Source organism: Streptomyces sp. NPDC015661, from assembly GCF_043077765.1.
GTDB lineage: Bacteria > Actinomycetota > Actinomycetes > Streptomycetales > Streptomycetaceae > Streptomyces.
This window is the reverse complement of sequence record NZ_JBIBST010000001.1, coordinates 558,621-572,732: the sequence shown is the minus strand read 5'-3', so window position 1 is coordinate 572,732 and position 14,112 is coordinate 558,621. Positions and strand designations below refer to the sequence as shown.

The 14,112-nt window shown below is 66.2% G+C and carries 25 protein-coding genes; all 25 read left to right on the top strand.

What is annotated here, in order from left to right:
* The first annotated feature begins 40 nt into the window (after positions 1-40).
* The 25 genes from rplB (at position 41) to ACF07V_RS02615 (ending at position 14,075) form a co-directional block, all read left to right on the top strand.
* Positions 41-877, top strand: coding sequence for a 50S ribosomal protein L2 (gene rplB, locus ACF07V_RS02735; RefSeq protein ID WP_030208986.1), 837 nt, complete (start codon positions 41-43; stop codon positions 875-877).
* A 12-nt stretch (positions 878-889) separates the two neighbouring features.
* Positions 890-1,171 carry a 30S ribosomal protein S19 gene (rpsS, locus tag ACF07V_RS02730; protein ID WP_015035577.1) on the top strand — a complete coding sequence of 94 codons (282 nt, stop codon included), beginning with the start codon at positions 890-892 and terminating at the stop codon, positions 1,169-1,171.
* Positions 1,172-1,213: 42 nt separating this feature from the next.
* Positions 1,214-1,561, top strand: a complete 348-nt coding sequence (gene rplV, locus ACF07V_RS02725) for a 50S ribosomal protein L22 (RefSeq protein WP_031012097.1) — start codon at positions 1,214-1,216, stop codon at positions 1,559-1,561.
* Positions 1,561-2,400 carry a 30S ribosomal protein S3 gene (gene rpsC / locus ACF07V_RS02720; protein WP_041130776.1) on the top strand — a complete coding sequence of 280 codons (840 nt, stop codon included), beginning with the start codon at positions 1,561-1,563 and terminating at the stop codon, positions 2,398-2,400. The genes rplV and rpsC overlap by 1 nt, the downstream gene beginning before the upstream one ends.
* A gap of 5 nt (positions 2,401-2,405) precedes the next feature.
* Entirely contained in the window at positions 2,406-2,825 is a 420-nt protein-coding gene (rplP, locus tag ACF07V_RS02715; RefSeq protein ID WP_017239579.1) for a 50S ribosomal protein L16, read from the top strand.
* On the top strand, positions 2,825-3,049 hold the full coding sequence (gene rpmC / locus ACF07V_RS02710; RefSeq protein WP_017239580.1) for a 50S ribosomal protein L29: 225 nt from the start codon (positions 2,825-2,827) through the stop codon (positions 3,047-3,049). Before rplP ends, rpmC begins: the two co-directional genes overlap by 1 nt.
* The gene (rpsQ, locus tag ACF07V_RS02705) at positions 3,049-3,330 is read left to right on the top strand and encodes a 30S ribosomal protein S17 (RefSeq protein WP_030208995.1); all 282 of its coding nucleotides are present in this window, start codon (positions 3,049-3,051) and stop codon (positions 3,328-3,330) included. Before rpmC ends, rpsQ begins: the two co-directional genes overlap by 1 nt.
* A 106-nt stretch (positions 3,331-3,436) precedes the next feature.
* Complete coding sequence (gene rplN / locus ACF07V_RS02700; protein ID WP_003956455.1) at positions 3,437-3,805, top strand: 50S ribosomal protein L14; 369 nt, start codon at positions 3,437-3,439, stop codon at positions 3,803-3,805.
* 2 nt (positions 3,806-3,807) lie between these two features.
* Positions 3,808-4,119 carry a 50S ribosomal protein L24 gene (gene rplX, locus ACF07V_RS02695; protein ID WP_015035583.1) on the top strand — a complete coding sequence of 104 codons (312 nt, stop codon included), beginning with the start codon at positions 3,808-3,810 and terminating at the stop codon, positions 4,117-4,119.
* A complete protein-coding gene (gene rplE, locus ACF07V_RS02690; RefSeq protein ID WP_106975815.1) occupies positions 4,116-4,673 on the top strand; it encodes a 50S ribosomal protein L5 in 558 nt (185 codons plus the stop codon). Before rplX ends, rplE begins: the two co-directional genes overlap by 4 nt.
* A gap of 5 nt (positions 4,674-4,678) precedes the next feature.
* Complete coding sequence (locus ACF07V_RS02685; protein ID WP_003948630.1) at positions 4,679-4,864, top strand: type Z 30S ribosomal protein S14; 186 nt, start codon at positions 4,679-4,681, stop codon at positions 4,862-4,864.
* Positions 4,865-5,084: 220 nt separating this feature from the next.
* Positions 5,085-5,483 carry a 30S ribosomal protein S8 gene (gene rpsH / locus ACF07V_RS02680; RefSeq protein WP_015035585.1) on the top strand — a complete coding sequence of 133 codons (399 nt, stop codon included), beginning with the start codon at positions 5,085-5,087 and terminating at the stop codon, positions 5,481-5,483.
* 21 nt (positions 5,484-5,504) lie between these two features.
* Positions 5,505-6,044, top strand: coding sequence for a 50S ribosomal protein L6 (gene rplF, locus ACF07V_RS02675; RefSeq protein ID WP_392151058.1), 540 nt, complete (start codon positions 5,505-5,507; stop codon positions 6,042-6,044).
* Between the two features lie 3 nt (positions 6,045-6,047).
* Positions 6,048-6,431: a 50S ribosomal protein L18 gene (gene rplR / locus ACF07V_RS02670; protein WP_015035587.1), complete on the top strand. Its 384-nt coding sequence runs from the start codon at positions 6,048-6,050 to the stop codon at positions 6,429-6,431.
* A 45-nt stretch (positions 6,432-6,476) separates the two neighbouring features.
* On the top strand, positions 6,477-7,079 hold the full coding sequence (gene rpsE / locus ACF07V_RS02665; protein ID WP_015035588.1) for a 30S ribosomal protein S5: 603 nt from the start codon (positions 6,477-6,479) through the stop codon (positions 7,077-7,079).
* Positions 7,079-7,261, top strand: a complete 183-nt coding sequence (gene rpmD, locus ACF07V_RS02660) for a 50S ribosomal protein L30 (RefSeq protein ID WP_015035589.1) — start codon at positions 7,079-7,081, stop codon at positions 7,259-7,261. The genes rpsE and rpmD overlap by 1 nt, the downstream gene beginning before the upstream one ends.
* A 1-nt stretch (position 7,262) precedes the next feature.
* Positions 7,263-7,718 carry a 50S ribosomal protein L15 gene (gene rplO / locus ACF07V_RS02655; protein ID WP_030687807.1) on the top strand — a complete coding sequence of 152 codons (456 nt, stop codon included), beginning with the start codon at positions 7,263-7,265 and terminating at the stop codon, positions 7,716-7,718.
* 509 nt (positions 7,719-8,227) lie between these two features.
* Complete coding sequence (gene secY / locus ACF07V_RS02650; protein WP_392151057.1) at positions 8,228-9,547, top strand: preprotein translocase subunit SecY; 1,320 nt, start codon at positions 8,228-8,230, stop codon at positions 9,545-9,547.
* A complete protein-coding gene (locus ACF07V_RS02645; RefSeq protein ID WP_392151056.1) occupies positions 9,547-10,194 on the top strand; it encodes an adenylate kinase in 648 nt (215 codons plus the stop codon). The genes secY and ACF07V_RS02645 overlap by 1 nt, the downstream gene beginning before the upstream one ends.
* 97 nt (positions 10,195-10,291) lie before the next feature.
* Entirely contained in the window at positions 10,292-11,143 is an 852-nt protein-coding gene (gene map / locus ACF07V_RS02640) for a type I methionyl aminopeptidase (RefSeq protein WP_392151055.1), read from the top strand.
* A gap of 313 nt (positions 11,144-11,456) precedes the next feature.
* Complete coding sequence (infA, locus tag ACF07V_RS02635) at positions 11,457-11,678, top strand: translation initiation factor IF-1 (RefSeq protein WP_003956442.1); 222 nt, start codon at positions 11,457-11,459, stop codon at positions 11,676-11,678.
* A 62-nt stretch (positions 11,679-11,740) separates the two neighbouring features.
* The gene (gene rpmJ / locus ACF07V_RS02630) at positions 11,741-11,854 is read left to right on the top strand and encodes a 50S ribosomal protein L36 (protein WP_003956441.1); all 114 of its coding nucleotides are present in this window, start codon (positions 11,741-11,743) and stop codon (positions 11,852-11,854) included.
* A 189-nt stretch (positions 11,855-12,043) separates the two neighbouring features.
* On the top strand, positions 12,044-12,424 hold the full coding sequence (rpsM, locus tag ACF07V_RS02625) for a 30S ribosomal protein S13 (RefSeq protein ID WP_015035595.1): 381 nt from the start codon (positions 12,044-12,046) through the stop codon (positions 12,422-12,424).
* 66 nt (positions 12,425-12,490) lie between these two features.
* On the top strand, positions 12,491-12,895 hold the full coding sequence (gene rpsK, locus ACF07V_RS02620) for a 30S ribosomal protein S11 (protein WP_003956432.1): 405 nt from the start codon (positions 12,491-12,493) through the stop codon (positions 12,893-12,895).
* A gap of 157 nt (positions 12,896-13,052) precedes the next feature.
* A complete protein-coding gene (locus ACF07V_RS02615; protein WP_004946635.1) occupies positions 13,053-14,075 on the top strand; it encodes a DNA-directed RNA polymerase subunit alpha in 1,023 nt (340 codons plus the stop codon).
* Positions 14,076-14,112: the final 37 nt, after the last annotated feature.

Sequence of the window (14,112 nt, the reverse complement as noted above, 5' to 3'; positions counted from 1 at the left end):
CGGCGGTCTGGATCGTCCGGAATCGGACGAGGACTGAGAAATGGGAATCCGCAAGTACAAGCCGACTACGCCGGGCCGTCGTGGCTCCTCCGTAGCCGACTTCGTCGAGATCACGCGGTCCACGCCGGAGAAGTCGCTGGTCCGCCCCCTGCACAGCAAGGGCGGCCGTAACAACACCGGTCGTGTGACCGTCCGTCACCAGGGCGGTGGCCACAAGCGTGCCTACCGTGTGATCGACTTCCGTCGTCACGACAAGGACGGCGTGCCGGCCAAGGTCGCTCACATCGAGTACGACCCCAACCGCACCGCGCGCATCGCGCTCCTCCACTACGTGGACGGCGAGAAGCGCTACATCATCGCCCCCAAGGGTCTGACCCAGGGCGACCGCGTCGAGAACGGCCCGGGCGCGGACATCAAGCCCGGCAACAACCTGGCGCTCCGCAACATCCCGGTCGGTACCACGATCCACGCGATCGAGCTCCGTCCCGGTGGCGGCGCCAAGTTCGCCCGCTCGGCCGGTGCCTCCGTGCAGCTGCTGGCGAAGGAGGGCACGATGGCCCACCTTCGTATGCCGTCCGGTGAGATCCGTCTCGTCGACGCCCGCTGCCGCGCCACCATCGGCGAGGTCGGCAACGCCGAGCAGTCGAACATCAACTGGGGCAAGGCCGGCCGCAAGCGCTGGCTGGGCGTTCGCCCGACCGTTCGCGGTGTGGCGATGAACCCGGTCGACCACCCGCACGGTGGTGGTGAGGGCAAGACCTCCGGTGGTCGCCACCCGGTCTCCCCGTGGGGTCAGAAGGAGGGTCGTACTCGTTCGCCGAAGAAGGCTTCGAACAAGTACATCGTCCGCCGCCGCAAGACGAACAAGAAGCGCTAGGAGCGGGTTTAGATGCCGCGCAGTCTCAAGAAGGGACCCTTCGTCGACGGCCACCTCGTCAAGAAGGTGGACGCCCAGAACGAAGCCGGTACCAAGAACGTCATCAAGACCTGGTCCCGTCGCTCGATGATCATCCCGGCCATGCTCGGCCACACGATCGCGGTGCACAACGGCAAGACCCACATTCCGGTGTTTGTCACCGAGTCGATGGTCGGCCACAAGCTCGGCGAGTTCTCGCCGACGCGCACCTTCCGGGGTCACGTGAAGGACGACCGGAAGTCGAAGCGCCGCTAGTAGCGGGGTGGAATGACCATGACAGACACTGGAAGGACAACCATGGAAGCCAGGGCCCAGGCGCGGTACATCCGCGTCACGCCCATGAAGGCCCGCCGCGTGGTGGACCTTATCCGTGGCATGGACGCCACGGAGGCTCAGGCGGTCCTGCGTTTCGCCCCGCAGGCCGCGAGCGTGCCGGTTGGCAAGGTGCTTGACAGCGCCATCGCCAACGCCGCGCACAACTACGACCACACGGACGCCTCTTCGCTGTACATCAGCGAGGCGTTCGTCGATGAGGGCCCGACCCTGAAGCGGTTCCGTCCGCGTGCCCAGGGCCGTGCCTACCGGATCCGTAAGCGGACCAGCCACATCACCGTGGTCGTCAGCAGCAAGGAAGGAACCCGGTAATGGGCCAGAAGGTTAACCCGCATGGGTTCCGGCTCGGCATCACCACGGACTTCAAGTCCCGCTGGTACGCCGACAAGCTGTACAAGGACTACGTCAAGGAAGACGTCGCCATCCGTCGGATGATGACGTCCGGCATGGAGCGCGCCGGCATCTCGAAGGTTGAGATCGAGCGCACCCGTGACCGCGTGCGGGTGGACATCCACACCGCGCGTCCCGGCATCGTCATCGGCCGCCGTGGCGCCGAGGCCGACCGCATCCGCGGCGACCTCGAGAAGCTCACGGGCAAGCAGGTCCAGCTGAACATCCTCGAGGTCAAGAACCCCGAGATGGACGCCCAGCTGGTTGCTCAGGCCGTTGCCGAGCAGCTCTCCTCCCGCGTCTCCTTCCGCCGTGCCATGCGCAAGAGCATGCAGGGCACCATGAAGGCCGGCGCCAAGGGCATCAAGATCCAGTGTGGCGGTCGTCTCGGCGGCGCCGAGATGTCCCGCTCGGAGTTCTACCGCGAGGGTCGTGTGCCGCTGCACACGCTCCGCGCGAACGTGGACTACGGCTTCTTCGAGGCCAAGACGACCTTCGGTCGCATTGGCGTCAAGGTCTGGATCTACAAGGGCGACGTCAAGAACATCGCCGAGGTCCGCGCCGAGAACGCCGCGGCCCGTGCGGGTAACCGCCCGGCCCGTGGTGCCGGCGCTGGCGACCGCCCGGCCGGCCGTGGTGGCCGCGGTGGCGAGCGTGGCGGCCGCGGCCGCAAGCCGCAGCAGTCGGCTCCGGCCGCCGAGGCCCCCAAGGCCGACGCCGCCGCCGCTGCTCCGGCTGAGAGCACCGGAACGGAGGCCTGACCGACATGCTGATCCCCCGTAGGGTCAAGCACCGCAAGCAGCACCACCCGAAGCGCTCCGGCGCGAGCAAGGGTGGTACGCAGGTTGCGTTCGGCGAGTACGGCATTCAGGCCCTCACGCCGGCTTACGTGACCAACCGCCAGATCGAGGCGGCTCGTATCGCGATGACCCGCCACATCAAGCGTGGCGGCAAGGTCTGGATCAACATCTACCCGGACCGCCCGCTGACGAAGAAGCCCGCCGAGACCCGCATGGGTTCCGGTAAGGGTTCTCCGGAGTGGTGGATCGCGAACGTCAAGCCGGGTCGGGTGATGTTCGAACTGTCCTACCCGAACGAGAAGATCGCGCGCGAGGCCCTGACCCGTGCGGCCCACAAGCTGCCGATGAAGTGCAAGATCGTGAAGCGCGAAGCAGGTGAGCTGTGATGTCGGCCGGTACCAAGGCGTCCGAGCTGCGCGAGCTGGGCAACGAGGAGCTTCTCAACAAGCTCCGCGAGGCCAAGGAAGAGCTGTTCAACCTCCGCTTCCAGGCGGCGACCGGTCAGCTCGAGAACCACGGTCGGCTCAAGTCCGTCCGTAAGGACATCGCCCGGATCTACACCCTGATGCGTGAGCGTGAGCTGGGCATCGAGACGGTGGAGAACGCCTGATGAGCGAGAGCAACGTGACTGAGAAGACCGAGCGCAACGCTCGCAAGGTCCGCGAGGGCCTGGTCGTCAGCGACAAGATGGACAAGACCGTCGTCGTCGCTGTCGAGGACCGCGTCAAGCACGCGCTGTACGGCAAGGTCATCCGCCGTACGAACAAGCTCAAGGCTCACGACGAGCAGAACGCTGCCGGCATCGGCGACCGCGTCCTCCTGATGGAGACCCGGAAGCTGTCCGCCACGAAGCACTGGCGCGTCGTCGAGATCCTCGAGAAGGCCAAGTAATTACCTGAGGGGTTTCCCTCAGGTCAGTTCCGCCAGGCTCGGTGGGGTTGCGCTGATCGCTTAGCGCAACCCCGCCGGGAACCGGCAGACAAATCAGGAGATAGACGTGATCCAGCAGGAGTCGCGACTGCGTGTCGCCGACAACACTGGTGCCAAGGAGATCCTTTGCATCCGTGTTCTCGGTGGCTCGGGTCGCCGCTACGCGGGCATCGGTGACGTCATCGTCGCCACCGTCAAGGACGCGATCCCCGGTGGCAACGTGAAGAAGGGTGACGTCGTCAAGGCGGTCATCGTTCGCACCGTCAAGGAGCGCCGCCGCCAGGACGGCTCGTACATCCGCTTCGACGAGAACGCCGCTGTCATTCTCAAGAACGACGGCGACCCTCGTGGCACCCGTATCTTCGGCCCGGTCGGCCGTGAGCTGCGCGAGAAGAAGTTCATGAAGATCATCTCGCTCGCGCCGGAGGTGCTGTAAGCATGAAGATCAAGAAGGGCGACCTGGTCCAGGTCATCACCGGTAAGGACAAGGGCAAGCAGGGCAAGGTCATCACGGCCTTCCCCCGCGAGAACCGCGTCCTCGTCGAGGGTGTCAACCGGGTCAAGAAGCACACCAAGGCCGGCCCGTCGCAGGCCGGTGGCATCGTCACGACCGAGGCTCCGGTCCACGTCTCCAACGTCCAGCTGGTCGTGGAGAAGGACGGCAAGAAGGTCGTCACGCGTGTCGGTTACCGCTTCGACGACGAGGGCAACAAGATCCGCGTTGCCAAGCGGACGGGTGAGGACATCTGATGGCTACCACCACTCCGCGTCTCAAGACGAAGTACCGCGAGGAGATCGCGGGCAAGCTGCGTGAGGAGTTCTCCTACGAGAACGTCATGCAGGTTCCCGGCCTCGTGAAGATCGTGGTCAACATGGGTGTCGGCGACGCCGCCCGTGACTCGAAGCTCATGGACGGTGCCGTCCGTGACCTCACCACGATCACCGGTCAGAAGCCGGCCGTCACCAAGGCTCGCAAGTCCATCGCGCAGTTCAAGCTGCGTGAGGGCCAGCCGATCGGTGCGCACGTCACCCTCCGTGGCGACCGCATGTGGGAGTTCCTGGACCGCACCCTGTCGCTCGCGCTCCCGCGCATCCGCGACTTCCGTGGTCTGTCCCCCAAGCAGTTCGACGGGCGTGGCAACTACACCTTCGGTCTCACGGAGCAGGTCATGTTCCACGAGATCGACCAGGACAAGATCGACCGTGTCCGGGGTATGGACATCACCGTGGTGACCACGGCGACCAACGACGACGAGGGCCGTGCCCTTCTGCGTCACCTCGGCTTCCCGTTCAAGGAGGCGTAAGCGAGATGGCGAAGAAGGCTCTCATCGCGAAGGCTGCCCGCAAGCCCAAGTTCGGCGTGCGTGGCTACACGCGCTGCCAGCGCTGTGGTCGTCCCCACTCCGTGTACCGCAAGTTCGGCCTGTGCCGCGTGTGCCTCCGTGAGATGGCTCACCGTGGCGAGCTGCCGGGCGTGACCAAGAGCTCCTGGTAACTCCCTTCCGTCCTTTGGACGTTAGGGATGCCCAGGGACTCTCGGTAAGCATTGGGTCGGCGGAGGCCCACCCTCGCATGCCTTAGGCTTGTGGGGTTGGGCGTCCGCCGCCCGTACGACTTACTACGCCGTAGGTCCCCGCGCCGCACCCGTCCCGCCCCTGTGTGGGGAGAGGGATGGCGCACTGGAAACCCCGGCGAGAGAGGCCGAAGGCCAATTCATGACCATGACTGATCCGATCGCGGACATGCTGACTCGTCTGCGTAACGCGAACTCGGCATACCACGACTCCGTGACGATGCCGCACAGCAAGATCAAGTCTCACATCGCGGAAATCCTCCAGCAGGAGGGCTTCATCACGGGCTGGAAGGTCGAGGACGCCGAGGTCGGCAAGAACCTCGTCCTCGAGCTCAAGTTCGGTCCGAACCGTGAGCGCTCCATCGCGGGCATCAAGCGGATCTCGAAGCCCGGTCTCCGGGTTTACGCGAAGTCCACCAACCTGCCGAAGGTCCTCGGCGGCCTGGGCGTGGCGATCATCTCCACGTCCCACGGTCTCCTGACCGGCCAGCAGGCAGGCAAGAAGGGCGTAGGTGGGGAAGTCCTCGCCTACGTCTGGTAGTCGGGAACGGAGGAATAGCTAATGTCGCGTATTGGCAAGCTGCCTATCCAGGTTCCCGCCGGCGTGGACGTCACCATCGATGGCCGCACGGTCACGGTGAAGGGTTCCAAGGGCACCCTGAGCCACACCGTCGCCGCGCCGATCGAGATCGTTAAGGGCGAGGAGGGCGTTCTCAACGTCACCCGTCCGAACGACGAGCGTCAGAACAAGGCCCTTCACGGCCTGTCCCGCACGCTGGTGGCCAACATGATCACCGGTGTGACCCAGGGTTACGTGAAGGCGCTCGAGATCAGCGGTGTCGGTTACCGCGTGGCCGCGAAGGGCTCCGCTCTGGAGTTCCAGCTCGGCTACAGCCACCCGATCCTGATCGAGGCGCCCGAGGGCATCTCGTTCAAGGTCGAGTCGCCGACCAAGTTCTCGGTCGAGGGCATCGACAAGCAGAAGGTCGGCGAGGTCGCGGCGAACATCCGCAAGCTGCGGAAGCCCGACCCGTACAAGGCCAAGGGCGTCAAGTACGCCGGCGAGGTCATCCGCCGCAAGGTCGGAAAGGCTGGTAAGTAAGCCATGGCATACGGTGTGAAGATCGCCAAGGGCGACGCTTACAAGCGTGCCGCCAAGGCCCGCCGCCACATCCGCATCCGCAAGAACGTGTCGGGTACGGCGGAGCGTCCGCGCCTCGTCGTGACGCGTTCGAACCGCGGTATCACCGCTCAGGTCATCGACGACCTCAAGGGTCACACCCTTGCGTCGGCGTCGAACCTGGACGCGTCGATCCGCGGCGGCGAGGGTGACAAGTCCGCGCAGGCCAAGCAGGTCGGCGCCCTGGTCGCCGAGCGCGCCAAGGCCGCTGGTGTCGAGGCTGTCGTGTTCGACCGTGGTGGCAACAGGTACGCCGGGCGCATTGCCGCTCTGGCTGACGCCGCCCGCGAAGCCGGGCTGAAGTTCTAAGCCCCGGTTCCGGGACTAACGGACGTAACAGAGAGAGGTAATCCAATGGCTGGACCCCAGCGCCGCGGCAGCGGTGCCGGTGGCGGCGAGCGGCGGGACCGGAAGGGTCGCGACGGTGGCGCTGCCGCCGAGAAGACCGCGTACGTTGAGCGCGTTGTCGCGATCAACCGCGTCGCCAAGGTTGTCAAGGGTGGTCGTCGCTTCAGCTTCACCGCGCTCGTCGTGGTGGGTGACGGTGACGGCACCGTAGGTGTCGGTTACGGCAAGGCCAAGGAAGTTCCCGCGGCCATCGCCAAGGGCGTCGAGGAAGCCAAGAAGAACTTCTTCAAGGTTCCCCGCATCCAGGGCACCATCCCTCACCCGATCCAGGGCGAGAAGGCCGCGGGCGTCGTCCTGCTCAAGCCGGCTTCCCCCGGTACCGGTGTTATCGCCGGTGGCCCGGTGCGCGCCGTGCTCGAGTGCGCCGGCGTTCACGACATCCTGTCGAAGTCGCTCGGCTCCGACAACGCGATCAACATCGTGCACGCGACCGTGGAGGCCCTGAAGGGCCTGCAGCGTCCCGAGGAGATCGCGGCCCGCCGCGGTCTGCCGCTCGAGGACGTCGCTCCCGCGGCTCTGCTCCGTGCGCGTGCTGGGGCGGGTGCGTAATGGCTCGCCTCAAGGTCACGCAGACGAAGTCGTACATCGGCAGCAAGCAGAACCACCGCGACACCCTGCGCTCGCTCGGCCTCAAGAAGGTCAACGACGTGGTTGTCAAGGAGGACCGCCCCGAGTTCCGCGGCATGGTGCACACCGTCCGCCACCTCGTGACGGTCGAGGAGGTTGACTGACATGGCGGAGAACAACCCGCTGAAGGCCCACAACCTCCGTCCCGCCCCGGGCGCCAAGACCGCCAAGACCCGTGTGGGTCGTGGTGAGGCGTCGAAGGGTAAGACGGCCGGTCGTGGTACGAAGGGTACGAAGGCCCGTTACCAGGTTCCGGAGCGCTTCGAGGGTGGCCAGATGCCCCTCCACATGCGTCTTCCGAAGCTGAAGGGCTTCAAGAACCCCTTCCGCACCGAGTACCAGGTCGTGAACCTGGACAAGCTCACCGCGCTCTACCCGCAGGGTGGCGAGGTCACGGTGGCCGACCTGGTCGCCAAGGGTGCCGTTCGCAAGAACCAGCTCGTCAAGGTCCTGGGCCAGGGCGAGGTCTCCGTGGCGCTGCAGGTGACGGTCGACGCCGTCTCCGGCTCCGCCAAGGAGAAGATCGCCGCCGCCGGCGGCACCGTCACCGAGCTCGTCTGAGCTTCGGTCGACAGCTGAAAGAGCCCGGCCGGTTCCCCCGTGGGGGAGCCGGCCGGGCTTCTTCGTGCGCGCGGCAGGAGCCCATGGAGGCCGACGGGCACGCCGGACGGCGTGCCGTGGGTCCGCGGTGCCGCGTCACCCCGTGACGACCCCCTGGGCGAGCACGACTGCACGCAGAACGATCCAGGTGGACAGCCAGTACGCCAGTACCCTCCGCCGGCCGCCCTTCGAACGGGATCGCTACTCATGGGTGTTCCCCCGGAAGGGGCGAGGTGGGGTGTCGAACCGTTCCTCCGGTCGGTCCGGAACGGCTCGATCGCGACCGGGGACGCCTCTCAAAAGGGGCATCCCCGGTTGGTCGTTCCTAGGGGGGCATGGTCGCCGGTAAGGTGGCGTGCACTGTCTACACTCCGTGCGGTATGCCCGCACGGGATTGAAGACCGATAACCAATCGTCGAACCTCAAGACCGTCACCCTTGACGCATAGCGCGGGGGTCGCAGGAGGCACCGTGCTCACCGCGTTCGCCCGGGCGTTCAAGACGCCCGACCTGCGCAAGAAGCTGCTCTTCACGCTCGCCATCATCGTGCTGTACCGCCTCGGGGCCCACATCCCGGTACCCGGCGTCAGCTACGAGGCCGTCCAGCAGTGTGTCAAGCAGGCCAGCGAGGGCAACAACAGCCTGTTCGGCCTGGTCAACATGTTCAGTGGCGGAGCGCTGCTGCAGATCACCATCTTCGCGCTCGGCATCATGCCGTACATCACGGCGAGCATCATCCTGCAGCTGCTGACCGTCGTGATCCCGCGCCTCGAAGCCCTCAAGAAGGAGGGTCAGGCCGGTACTGCCAAGATCACGCAGTACACCCGGTACCTGACCGTGGCGCTCGCCATCCTTCAGGGCACCGGTCTCGTCGCGACCGCCAAGAGCGGTGCGCTCTTCAGCGGCTGCATCGTCGCCGACCAGGTCGTGCCCGACCAGTCGATCTTCACCATCGCCACGATGGTCATCACGATGACCGCGGGCACGGGCGTGGTCATGTGGCTCGGTGAGCTCATCACCGACCGCGGCATCGGCAACGGCATGTCGATCCTGATGTTCATCTCGATCGCGGCCGGCTTCCCGGGCGCCCTCTGGGCCATCAAGAAGAGCGGCAAGCTCGCCCAGGGCTGGATCGAGTTCGGTGTCGTCATCCTCATCGGCTTCGTGATGGTGGCCCTCGTGGTCTTCGTCGAGCAGGCCCAGCGACGCATCCCCGTGCAGTACGCGAAGCGCATGATCGGCCGGCGCTCCTACGGCGGTACGTCCACTTACATCCCTTTGAAGGTGAACCAGGCCGGTGTGATTCCTGTCATCTTCGCGTCGTCGCTGCTCTACATCCCGGCCTTGATCGCGCAGTTCTCGAACTCCACCGCAGGGTGGAAGACCTGGATCGAAGCCCACTTCGTCAAGGGTGACCACCCGTATTACATCGCCGCGTACTTCCTCCTGATCGTGTTCTTCGCCTTCTTCTACGTGGCGATCTCGTTCAACCCCGAGGAAGTTGCGGACAACATGAAGAAGTATGGTGGCTTCATCCCGGGTATCCGGGCTGGTCGACCTACTGCCGAGTATCTGAGCTACGTGCTCAACCGGATCACTTGGCCGGGCTCGCTGTACTTGGGTCTGATCGCTCTTGTGCCGACGATGGCGTTGGCAGGCTTCGGTGGCGCCAATGCCAACTTCCCCTTCGGTGGGACGAGCATCCTCATCATCGTGGGTGTGGGGCTGGAGACCGTGAAGCAGATCGAGAGCCAGCTCCAGCAGCGCAATTACGAAGGGTTCCTCCGCTGATGCGAATCGTCCTCGTCGGACCGCCCGGTGCGGGCAAGGGCACGCAGGCCGCGTACCTCGCCAAGAACCTGGGCATCCCGCACATCTCTACGGGCGACCTGTTCCGTGCCAACATCTCGCAGGGCACGCCGCTGGGCGTAGAGGCGCAGTCGTACATGAAGGCCGGCCAGCTCGTGCCGGACTCCGTGACGATCGGGATGGCCGAGGACCGGATGCGCCAGGCGGACGCCGAGGGCGGCTTCCTGCTCGACGGGTTCCCGCGGAACGTGGCCCAGGCCCAGGCTCTGGACGCCTTCCTCAAGGCCGACGGCATCGAGCTGGACGCGGTCCTGGACCTTGAGGTCCCCGAGGACGAGGTCGTGAAGCGGATCGCGGGTCGCCGCATCTGCCGCAAGGACTCCGCGCACGTCTTCCACGTGACGTACAACGCTCCGAAGACCGAGGGCGTCTGCGACGCCTGCGGCGGCGAGCTGTACCAGCGCGACGACGACACGGAGGAGACCGTCCGCAAGCGCCTGTCGGTCTACCACACGGAGACCGAGCCGATCATCGACTACTACCGGGCGCAGAACCTGGTCGAGACGATCTCGGCGCTCGGCAAGGTGGACGAGGTCACCGCCAAGGCGATGGCCGCGCTCAAGAAGTAACCCCTGGTTCGTTCGATACGGCCGCGGTGCCCCTCGGGGGTGCCGCGGCCGTATCGTTGTTCTGTTCCCCGTACTCGATGGAAAGGCCGCGGCCACGATGGTGCAGATCAAGACCCCCGAGCAGATCGCGAAGATGCGCGAGGCGGGGCTGGTCGTCGCCGCCATCCACGCGGCGACCCGCGAGGCGGCCGTGCCGGGCGCCACGACGAAGGACCTCGACGAGGTCGCGCGGAAGGTCATCGCCGACCACGGGGCGAAGTCGAACTTCCTCGGGTACGGCGGTTTCCCCGCGACGATCTGCACCTCGGTGAACGAGGTCGTCGTCCACGGCATCCCCGACGAGAAGACCGTCCTCAAGGACGGCGACATCATCTCGATCGACTGCGGCGCGATCGTGGACGGCTGGCACGGCGACGCGGCGTACACCGCCTTCGTCGGCACCGGGCACGCCCCGGAGCTCGTGGAGCTCTCCCGGGTGACCGAGGAGTCGATGTGGGCCGGTATCGCGGCCATGAAGCTGGGCAACCGGCTGGTGGACATCTCGAAGGCGATCGAGACGTACATCAAGCGGCAGCCGCGGCCGGCCGTGGGCGACCACAGCCTGGGCCGGTACGGGATCATCGAGGACTACGGCGGCCACGGCATCGGCACCGAGATGCACATGGACCCGCACCTGCTGAACTACGTCTCCCGCAAGCGCGGCAAGGGCCCGAAGCTGGTCCCCGGCTTCTGCCTGGCGATCGAGCCCATGGTCTCCCTCGGCACCCCCCACACGGAGGTCCTGAAGGACGACTGGACGGTCATCACGACCGACGGCACCTGGTCCTCCCACTGGGAGCACTCCATCGCCCTCACCGAGGAGGGCCCCCTCGTCCTGACGGCGGTCGACGGCGGCAAGGCGAAGCTCGCCGAGCTGGGCGTGACGGCGGCGCCGGACCCGCTGGCGTAGCGCGGCTTCCGGGCGCCGTGCGCCGAGTGGGCCCGGAGCCCCGGCTCCCCGGTCCGGCGGACGGAGTCCGCCGCAGCGGCCCGAAGCCTGTGAGGCGCCCCCGGGCGCCGAGCCCGGGAGGGCTGCGGCGGGGGCCGGTGTCCCGTCGGCGTAGCGGATTCGGTTCTCGCGTAATGATCTTCTACGGTGGGCAGACTTCCCGATTCGTCTTTTCCTGGGGCCTGACGTAGACTGATGCGTCGGCTCTCGTGTACCCGTGTGTCCGCACCCGGCGGCGAGAGTCGATCAAGGTAGCCGATTCGAAAGGCGAAGCGTGGCCAAGAAGCAAGGTGCCATCGAAATCGAGGGCACCGTGATCGAGTCCCTCCCGAACGCCATGTTCAAGGTGGAGCTCCAGAACGGTCACAAGGTCCTCGCGCACATCTCCGGCAAGATGCGGATGCACTACATCCGAATCCTCCCGGACGACCGGGTCGTCGTGGAGCTCTCTCCGTACGACCTGACGCGTGGCCGGATCGTCTACCGGTACAAGTAGATCTTGCCCGCACCCGCCCTTCCGCGCGGGTGGTGGCACTGACCCGGAGAACCTCACATCCCATGAAGGTCAAGCCGAGCGTCAAGAAGATCTGCGACAAGTGCAAGGTGATCCGCCGTCACGGCCGGGTCATGGTCATCTGCGACAACCTGCGCCACAAGCAGCGCCAGGGCTGACGCACGCCGACCGACCTGCATTTCGCAGTTCTTCGCGCGACGCATAGCAATACGTACATACGCAGAGCCCGTCCGACCGTGTCCCACGGTTGACGGCACCTCCGGCGGGGGCCGGGGACCCGACCTGTACCTCATACGGCAGCCGGGAACGGTTCTGCAGCAGACCCCCGAGAACACAGGAGCCATTGAATGGCACGCGTTTCCGGTGTTGACATCCCGCGCGAAAAGCGTGTGGTGGTCGCACTCACCTACGTCTTCGGCATCGGGCGTACCCGGTCCGAGGAGATCCTCGCCGCGACCGGCGTGAACCCGTCCACCCGTGTCCGCGACCTTGCCGAGGAAGACCTCGTCAAGATCCGCGAGTACGTGGACGCCAACCTCCAGACCGAGGGTGACCTCCGCCGCGAGATCGCCGCCGACATCCGCCGCAAGGTCGAGATCGGCTGCTACCAGGGCCTCCGCCACCGTCGTGGCCTGCCCGTCCGCGGCCAGCGCACCAGCACGAACGCTCGTACCCGCAAGGGCCCGCGTCGCGCCATCGCCGGCAAGAAGAAGCCGGGCAAGAAGTAGTCCTCAGCGGACGCTTGACCAGACGGTCTTCGCTGTAGGACCGACCACCTCCCGTAGGAGATTTAGATGCCCCCCAAGGGTCGTCAGGGCGCTGCCAAGAAGGTGCGCCGCAAGGAAAAGAAGAACGTCGCTCACGGCCACGCGCACATCAAGAGCACGTTCAACAACACGATCGTCTCGATCACGGACCCCTCGGGCAACGTGATCTCCTGGGCCTCCGCCGGCCACGTCGGCTTCAAGGGCTCGCGCAAGTCCACCCCGTTCGCCGCGCAGATGGCCGCCGAGTCGGCCGCTCGCCGCGCGCAGGAGCACGGCATGCGCAAGGTCGACGTCTTCGTCAAGGGTCCCGGCTCCGGCCGTGAGACCGCGATCCGCTCCCTCCAGGCCACGGGCCTCGAGGTCGGTTCGATCCAGGACGTCACCCCCACGCCGCACAACGGCTGCCGTCCCCCCAAGCGCCGCCGCGTCTGACGCACAGGCTGCTTGAGCAGGACTTTTCGGGCGGTGCGTCCCCTTGTGGGGCGTACCGCCCGTACCCTTGCAGTACGTGCAGCAAAACCATCGGGCCGCCGCCCGGTGGCTGTCGGGCGTCAAATAGTGGGCGTCCACGACTGAAGGAAACGCAGACATGCTTATCGCTCAGCGTCCGTCGCTGACCGAAGAGGTCGTCGACGAGTTCCGCTCCCGGTTCGTCATCGAGCCGCTGGAGCCGGGCTTCGGCTACACCCTCGGCAACTCCCTCCGCCGTACCCTCCTCTCCTCGATCCCGGGTGCCGCTGTCACCAGCATCCGCATCGACGGTGTCCTGCACGAGTTCACCACCGTGCCGGGCGTCAAGGAGGACGTCACCGACCTCATCCTCAACATCAAGCAGCTGGTCGTCTCCTCGGAGCACGACGAGCCGGTCGTGATGTACCTGCGCAAGCAGGGCCCGGGTCTGGTCACCGCCGCCGACATCGCGCCCCCGGCCGGTGTCGAGGTGCACAACCCCGACCTCGTTCTGGCGACCCTGAACGCCAAGGGCAAGCTGGAGATGGAGCTGACCGTCGAGCGCGGTCGCGGCTACGTCTCCGCCGTCCAGAACAAGCAGGTCGGCCAGGAGATCGGCCGTATCCCGGTCGACTCCATCTACAGCCCCGTGCTGAAGGTCACCTACAAGGTCGAGGCGACCCGAGTCGAGCAGCGCACCGACTTCGACAAGCTCATCGTCGACGTCGAGACCAAGCAGGCCATGCGCCCGCGTGACGCCATGGCGTCCGCCGGCAAGACCCTGGTCGAGCTGTTCGGTCTGGCCCGCGAGCTCAACATCGACGCCGAGGGCATCGACATGGGCCCGTCCCCGACGGACGCCGCCCTGGCCGCCGACCTCGCGCTGCCGATCGAGGAGCTCGAGCTCACCGTTCGTTCGTACAACTGCCTCAAGCGTGAGGGCATCCACTCCGTGGGTGAGCTCGTCGCCCGCTCCGAGGCCGACCTGCTCGACATCCGCAACTTCGGTGCGAAGTCGATCGACGAGGTCAAGGCGAAGCTGGCCGGTATGGGCCTCGCGCTGAAGGACTCGCCGCCCGGATTCGACCCGACCGCCGCCGCCGACGCCTTCGGCGCCGACGACGACGCGGACGCGGGCTTCGTCGAGACCGAGCAGTACTGAGAGCTCGGACCTCACGGTCCGTACCCGGGTGCGGGAG

Coding starts and splice junctions, on each gene's coding strand:
- rplB (WP_030208986.1), top strand. CDS start 41: ATGGGAATCCGCAAGTACAAGCCGACTACGCCGGGCCGTCGTGGCTCC.
- rpsS (WP_015035577.1), top strand. CDS start 890: ATGCCGCGCAGTCTCAAGAAGGGACCCTTCGTCGACGGCCACCTCGTC.
- rplV (WP_031012097.1), top strand. CDS start 1,214: ATGGAAGCCAGGGCCCAGGCGCGGTACATCCGCGTCACGCCCATGAAG.
- rpsC (WP_041130776.1), top strand. CDS start 1,561: ATGGGCCAGAAGGTTAACCCGCATGGGTTCCGGCTCGGCATCACCACG.
- rplP (WP_017239579.1), top strand. CDS start 2,406: ATGCTGATCCCCCGTAGGGTCAAGCACCGCAAGCAGCACCACCCGAAG.
- rpmC (WP_017239580.1), top strand. CDS start 2,825: ATGTCGGCCGGTACCAAGGCGTCCGAGCTGCGCGAGCTGGGCAACGAG.
- rpsQ (WP_030208995.1), top strand. CDS start 3,049: ATGAGCGAGAGCAACGTGACTGAGAAGACCGAGCGCAACGCTCGCAAG.
- rplX (WP_015035583.1), top strand. CDS start 3,808: ATGAAGATCAAGAAGGGCGACCTGGTCCAGGTCATCACCGGTAAGGAC.
- ACF07V_RS02685 (WP_003948630.1), top strand. CDS start 4,679: ATGGCGAAGAAGGCTCTCATCGCGAAGGCTGCCCGCAAGCCCAAGTTC.
- rpsH (WP_015035585.1), top strand. CDS start 5,085: ATGACCATGACTGATCCGATCGCGGACATGCTGACTCGTCTGCGTAAC.
- rplF (WP_392151058.1), top strand. CDS start 5,505: ATGTCGCGTATTGGCAAGCTGCCTATCCAGGTTCCCGCCGGCGTGGAC.
- rplR (WP_015035587.1), top strand. CDS start 6,048: ATGGCATACGGTGTGAAGATCGCCAAGGGCGACGCTTACAAGCGTGCC.
- rpsE (WP_015035588.1), top strand. CDS start 6,477: ATGGCTGGACCCCAGCGCCGCGGCAGCGGTGCCGGTGGCGGCGAGCGG.
- rpmD (WP_015035589.1), top strand. CDS start 7,079: ATGGCTCGCCTCAAGGTCACGCAGACGAAGTCGTACATCGGCAGCAAG.
- rplO (WP_030687807.1), top strand. CDS start 7,263: ATGGCGGAGAACAACCCGCTGAAGGCCCACAACCTCCGTCCCGCCCCG.
- ACF07V_RS02645 (WP_392151056.1), top strand. CDS start 9,547: ATGCGAATCGTCCTCGTCGGACCGCCCGGTGCGGGCAAGGGCACGCAG.
- map (WP_392151055.1), top strand. CDS start 10,292: ATGGTGCAGATCAAGACCCCCGAGCAGATCGCGAAGATGCGCGAGGCG.
- rpmJ (WP_003956441.1), top strand. CDS start 11,741: ATGAAGGTCAAGCCGAGCGTCAAGAAGATCTGCGACAAGTGCAAGGTG.
- rpsM (WP_015035595.1), top strand. CDS start 12,044: ATGGCACGCGTTTCCGGTGTTGACATCCCGCGCGAAAAGCGTGTGGTG.
- rpsK (WP_003956432.1), top strand. CDS start 12,491: ATGCCCCCCAAGGGTCGTCAGGGCGCTGCCAAGAAGGTGCGCCGCAAG.
- ACF07V_RS02615 (WP_004946635.1), top strand. CDS start 13,053: ATGCTTATCGCTCAGCGTCCGTCGCTGACCGAAGAGGTCGTCGACGAG.